Raw genomic sequence first — 6,060 nt, 5'->3', positions numbered from 1 at the left:
ATCCCCCCCCGCCGCCACTGCCGCCCCCTGGGTTGCCGGGGTAAATGCCTCTGGCGCGCGGCGCAGCCGCAAGCGCCCTTCACCCACTTTTCGGATTCGGGGTTTTTTCTGGCGCCGCGCCGCGGCGCGCCTGTGCTGTTTAACCCGGGACGCGCTTCGCGCTAGGGCTGCGCCGGGTAGACCACCGCCCTCCGGTTACACACTGCGCCCCCCCGCCCCCTGGGGGGTGAATAGAAGACCAGGGCGGCGGAGGGCCGCCGCCCGAAACCCAGACGTGGGAACGTGACCGGCGGCAGTCAAGCGCATCAGGACCACCGCCACCGATGAAAAAGACTGTTGGCGTCGGTGGCTGGTTTAGCCTGGTTTTGCTTTTCTCGTTCCGCGACCTCCGCTGCTTTTTTCTCATCTGCTTTTTTTCGCGCTGCTTTCACACCTTCAATATGTGCATGAATTACAGAAATCTTACCGCCCATTTTTTCAATTTTTGCACCCAGGTTTGAAAGTATCCGGCTCTCGATCTGCGCGAGTATCGCATCGAGACGCGCATCGATTTGTTCAGCGATCCGGTTTTGCTCCGCTCTCAACCGCTCAATTTTTTCATCGATCAGCGCAACTGATTCGTACGCCGCGATCGCGTTTCTGACTTGATCTGCGCGCGCCTCGCCGGGCACGCGATCGAGCGCACGGCGCTCGGAGAGCGACAGGCGAATGGTGACGCGCTCCGCTGTTCTGTTCTCTGTTTTGACTGCCACGGCTTAAACCCTCTTGTGTTCCAAGTGACAGTCATATAACGGCCGCAAAACCAATAACTTGAGCGCATTTGACTGTCATGGTGTCACAGACACGGCACAGCAAAACCGCTTAGCAGATAGCGAAAAAACGGAACGGCGGCAGACACCCCGCGCACCGCTAGGTGCGTGGGGTGTGAGAAAATGGCGCTGGCCGCCATTTTCGACCCTGGTCCGCGAATGGAAGCCAGGACGCCGGCAATCGGCCTTAGCCGATTGCGCACCCGTAGGGCGGCCAGACAACCGCATCACCTGAGCGCAGCGAAGGGGGTGCGGTTGTCTGTGGCCATTCATGGCCACGTTAAGCCACCCGCCAGGGTGGCGTGCAACTGGGGGTTTGGGCGGCGGCCCTCCGCCGCCCTGGTCTTCTATTCACCCCCCAGGGGGCGGGGGGGCGCAGTGTGTAACCGGAGGGCGGTGGTCTACCCGGCGCACTGCTCACGGAGCGAGTCAAGATAATCGGCCCACGTCTGCATCATCGCTTTGCGCTCGTTCAAGAATTTGGTCCGGTTGTAAGCGCGCCCCAGCGCGCCAGGGACGCGGTGAGCGAGCTGGTGTTCGATAACATCGGGAGCAAAACCCAAACGCTCGTGAAGCAGTGTGCGCGCTGTTGCGCGCCACCCGTGGCCGGTCAGCTCGGTTCGAGTGTCAATCCCTAGGCGGCGGTAGGCGGCGTTAATCGCCATATTCGACATCGGACGCAAAGATGTGCGCCCACCCGGGAACACAAACCCGCCGGCCAGATGCCCGGTGAGCGGATGCAATTCTTTCAGAATCGCAACCGCCTGGCGGCTGAGCGGCACCAGATGCTCGGTTTTCGTCTTGCTGGCGGTATAGCGCCACTCGCTGACATCGAAATCGATCTGTTCCCATCGAGCCGTGCGCAGTTCGCCGACGCGCGTAAAGACCAAGGGCAGGAGTCGGAGCGCAGCGCCGACGACCACGCCGCCCTCATACCCCTCCACCGCTCTCAGCAGATCACCGACGGCCTTGGGGTCGGTGGGCGCCGCCATGTGCTTGCGGACCATTGGCCTCAATGCGCCACGGAGTGCGGGAGTCGGGTCGGCGTCAGCCCGACCCGTTGCGATCGCGTAGCGGATCACCTGCCCGATGCCTTGCAGCGCGCGGTGCGCGGTCTCAAGGGCGCGGGGCTCAATGCGCCGGACCAACTCCAGGACCTCTGGCGCTTTGATGTCGGCCACTGGCCGCTCGCCGAGGTATGGAAAAATGTGGCGATCGAATCGCTGTACTACTTTCCGCTTGTGACCCTGGTCGAGGGTGTCGAGGTACTGAATAAACCACCCTCGGGCCACGGTCTCGAAGCTGTCCGCTTCTGCGGCCTGTGCGGCCGCCTGAGCCTTGCGCTGTGCGCTGGGATCGATACCTTTCGCCAGCAGCCGGCGTGCGGCGTCGCGCCGGTCCCTGGCTTCTTTCAATCCCACGGCTGGATACTGACCCAGACCGAGGCGCTTTTCCTTTTTCTCATAACGGTATTTAAGCCGCCAAAGCTTGCCGCCGGCGGGTGAAACCTCGAGGTAAAGACCACCGCCGTCAAACAACCGGATCGGCTTCTCTCCGGGCCTGGCGGCCCGGATCTTTGCATCACTCAGCATTGGGGGCATCCTCTCTGTCCGGGGTCTACGTGCCCCGGACTATGCCCCCAAATGCCCCAGATGCCAATAGCCTTCTTTGGATTGATATAGACTACAAGACAACAAAAAAGCCCGCATTTACGCGGGCTTGTGGGCTTCTGTAGACTTGGTGAAACAGGCTAGTGGTGCTGGCGACAGGAGTCGAACCCGTGACCCTCTGATTACAAATCAGACGCTCTACCGACTGAGCTACGCCAGCAATGAATTGATTTGGCGGGAAGATTCTAGGCAATCCCGCCGGGTCTGGCAAACTATTCACAGCTCACAGGCTGGCGACGGATATCTGCCAGAGGCCCGAGTAGGGCGCGCCAGCGCTCGTCGCTCACGCGGTCTGGCTCCCGCTCCTCGAGATCCACCCAGTACATATCGCGGTCCTTGAAGCGCTCTCCGACCTTGGGCGCATAACCCATCGCTGCGATTTCACGCATCCGCACCTCGGCCGTGCGCCGGTCGGAATACAACCCGAGCGAGATCACGTTCTGGCGGCCGAGATAGTAATCCTCAACCCCCCTGGCTTGCAGTTCCCGCACCGTCCGGCGCGCTGCGTCACGTTCCATCGCGGGCAGATAGACCCAGTACCCGTCGGGCTGCTGCATCTGCGACACGCGGATCACGGCCTGCGGACTGACATCCGCCAGTTCGCTCACCAGGCGTTCGGCATCCCGACGAGCGAGAAAGGGGCCGATCGTCTGGCAGATGCGTGCCGGCGCAGGGGGCGGTTGCGGTGGCAGCGTCTGCTCCAGGGCAGCCTCGACTCCCGCTGTGAAGTCCGCACTCTCCTGCTCGGCAGAGGAGGTTGCGTCGTCGGGCGGTTCGTTTGCTCCCAACGCCGGCGCATCCCCCTCAGCACTCGGCGTCGCCACCCCTTCGGTAGGTGCCGACAGAGGCGATGGAGACTGGGAAACCTCCGTGGTCGGTGACACTCGGTCCTCCCGCTGTGGCGGCACGGCATCTGCGCTGCGCTCACGCAGCAATCGAAGCGATTCGACGGTCGCAGGCAGCGGGGTGACCGTCGGTCCAGCAGGCGGCGCGTATTGTTCATGCGTCCGGTACAGCCAGGCGAAGAGGCCCAGATTGGCCACCAGCAAGAGATAGATGGCGTATCTCATGACTGCAGTGTGTCTTCCGCGGCAGGGGCAGCCGTACCAGGCTGCACCATCGATTGCGCGGTGAGCCGCGCCCGCGCGAGGCGCGCCAGGCCCTGCAACACGAGATCGGGTTCATGCTGCACGCGGCCTCCCAGTAACGGCAACAACAGCGGCACATCGCCGCCGGTGAGAACGCAGTGCAGTTGCCCCCCGACATCCGCCTGCAGATCGGATAGCACCCGATCGATCACGGCGACCGCCGCATAGACGGTACCGCCGACGACCGCGCTCCCTGTGTCCGTACCGAGGAGTGCTATCTGGTTGGAGGCAGGCTGATCGATCTGCTCACGGATCGTCGGTGCGCGTGCCGTCAGCGCCTCCCGCATCAATTGGATACCGGGAATGATCAGACCGCCCAAATGACGGTTGTCCTGCGACAGTACGTCAATGGTCAGGGCGGTGCCGCAGTCGATGATGCACAGCGGCCCCTCGAGGAGCTCGCGCGCAGCCAATAGGCCGAGCCACCGGTCTATACCCAATCGGGCAGGGTCACTGTACGCATTGCGAATGCCGAATTCCTCCCCGGTCGCCGAGAGATAATCCGGCATCAGCTTCCAATGGCGTTTGGCCCAGGAGTTCAGCGCGCGTCGCAGTGCGTCACCGGCAACATTCGCAACCAGCACGGCCTCAGGCGGGTCCAATGAACTCCAGGCGGCGCTGGCCAGTTCTTTGATCGCAACGGTACCGTGCACCAGAACTCCACCGTATTCGTAATGACCATCACGCAAAACGGCCCATTTGAGTCGGGAATTCCCGGCGTCCAACAGCAGGATCATGTGGTCATCCGCAGGCTGATCTCACCCGATGAGAAGCGCCGCAACTCAGCGCCGACCTGGACAATGAAGGCGCCATTGGCATCGATGCCACGCGCCTCACCGTGCACGACCTCATTGGGCAGGTACAGTTGCACGGACCGGCCGACAACCATATCGAACTCGCGCCAAGCCTCCACAAATGGCGTGAGGCCCTGCAATTCAAAGGTCGTGATGGCATCCACCAGTTCATCCAGAACAAGTGCCGTCAATTTATTGCGGGAGGGCGTATCGCCGCACACCCGAAACAGATCCACCCACGGCTGATTGATTGTTTTCGCCCCCCGATCCGACATACGTACGTTAATCCCGATACCGATCACGGCATAACTGGGGCCGCCGGCTTCACCCGCCAGATCGATCAGGATCCCGGCAAGTTTTCGCCCCTGCCACAATAAATCATTGGGCCACTTCAGACCGATATCAGCACCGGTGACACCGCGTAATGCCCGCGCCACAGCCACGCCGACGACTAGGCTGAGGCCGGCGATCGCCGCAGGCCCGCTGGCGAAGCGCCACAACACCGAGAGGTAGAGGTTCTCGCCAAACGGTGACACCCAATCCCGCCCCCGGCGCCCGCGCCCTGCGGTCTGCCACTCTGCCAGGCAAACCGCACCCGACGGCGCATCCAGCGGTGCGCACTTTTTCAGGTAGGTGTTGGTGGAATCGATTTGTGAAAAGACATCAACTCGTGGGATGCGACTGCGGGTCGCCGGACTGAGACTGTCACGAATGATGTCAGAATCGAGTAGTTCGATGGGGTGTTCGAGGCGGTAGCCTCTGCCCCGTACAGACTGGACCCTGAGCCCAAGATCATCCAGCCCCTTGAGTTGTTTCCAGATTGCGGCGCGCGTCACTCCCAGGCGTCTCCCGAGCACCTCCCCGGAATGGAACCGCCCGTCGGCAAGAAGTCGCAGCAATGGCAGGCATGCCGTCATGGCCGCAGTTTAGCATAGCGGCCCCTGCCGACAGCGTGTCGTCAGCGGCACATTGCCAGCGCCAGTGTGGCCCATGATGAGATGAGCCCGCAGGCCTGGCCCTGCTTGTCAGTCTGGGGTTGAGGGTGTCAGGAAACGTGGGCGGCCCTTCGTTCTTTCTAATGCAGCACCCGGGGAGAACGATTCAGTTCGACAATACGTGTGCGTATCAAGTCGGCGTCCATCGCGTCGGGCTGACGGGTGAGATACGCGTTGAAATCCTCAACCGCGGCCGAGAACTGGCCCAGCCGTTGCTTCAGAATCCCGCGATCCCGATACTCCACCGTGAGATCCGGCACAATCGCAAGCAACAGATCTTGTATGCGCAGTCCCTCCACCGGGTCGTGTTCGTGCCAATAGATCCCTTTCAGGTTGCGCAGCATACGAATGAGAATGTCACTGAGTGATGCGGGTGCAAGCAGTGCCGCAAGTTGCGTCGAACTCGCTGGTGCATCCTGGTCGACTTGCCGATACAACCGCTCCAGATCACCCATTTCCAACGACACCCCCTCAGTATAGGGATCCAATACGACCGCACCATGGTGCACCGGCAGCGTCACCAGAAAATGCCCGGGAAACGACACCCCTTCCAACGGCAGGCCGATCCGCCGGCCGAGTTCGATATAGACCACTGCGAGCGATATCGGGATACCCAGTCGACGATCTATCACGGTATTGAGAAA

Annotated in this window: 6 protein-coding genes and 1 tRNA gene; all 7 read right to left on the bottom strand. The window is 61.8% G+C overall.

Translation table 11 applies throughout. The features are described from left to right. Positions 1 to 305: 305 nt before the first annotated feature. Positions 306 to 752: a hypothetical protein gene (locus K8I04_01720; protein ID MBZ0070436.1), complete on the bottom strand. Its 447-nt coding sequence runs from the start codon at positions 750 to 752 to the stop codon at positions 306 to 308. 458 nt (positions 753 to 1,210) lie between these two features. Beyond that, complete coding sequence (locus K8I04_01715) at positions 1,211 to 2,410, bottom strand: integrase arm-type DNA-binding domain-containing protein (GenBank protein ID MBZ0070435.1); 1,200 nt, start codon at positions 2,408 to 2,410, stop codon at positions 1,211 to 1,213. A gap of 153 nt (positions 2,411 to 2,563) precedes the next feature. Further along, positions 2,564 to 2,639: transfer RNA gene (locus K8I04_01710), tRNA-Thr, on the bottom strand. Positions 2,640 to 2,691: 52 nt separating this feature from the next. Then, positions 2,692 to 3,267 (bottom strand): hypothetical protein, encoded by a 576-nt coding sequence (locus K8I04_01705; GenBank protein MBZ0070434.1) that lies wholly within the window; start codon positions 3,265 to 3,267, stop codon positions 2,692 to 2,694. A gap of 278 nt (positions 3,268 to 3,545) precedes the next feature. Next, a complete protein-coding gene (locus tag K8I04_01700; GenBank protein MBZ0070433.1) occupies positions 3,546 to 4,364 on the bottom strand; it encodes a type III pantothenate kinase in 819 nt (272 codons plus the stop codon). Then, a complete protein-coding gene (gene birA / locus K8I04_01695) occupies positions 4,361 to 5,338 on the bottom strand; it encodes a bifunctional biotin--[acetyl-CoA-carboxylase] ligase/biotin operon repressor BirA (protein ID MBZ0070432.1) in 978 nt (325 codons plus the stop codon). The genes K8I04_01700 and birA overlap by 4 nt, the downstream gene beginning before the upstream one ends. A 158-nt stretch (positions 5,339 to 5,496) precedes the next feature. After that, on the bottom strand, positions 5,497 to 6,060 hold a 564-nt coding region (locus K8I04_01690), incomplete at its 5' end, for a tetratricopeptide repeat protein (GenBank protein MBZ0070431.1).

The organism is Gammaproteobacteria bacterium, from assembly GCA_019911805.1.
In the GTDB taxonomy this organism is placed as follows: domain Bacteria; phylum Pseudomonadota; class Gammaproteobacteria; order Thiohalobacterales; family Thiohalobacteraceae; genus JAHJQQ01.
The sequence above is the reverse complement of the archived record's forward strand: the minus strand, read 5'-3'. Positions and strand labels throughout refer to the sequence as shown.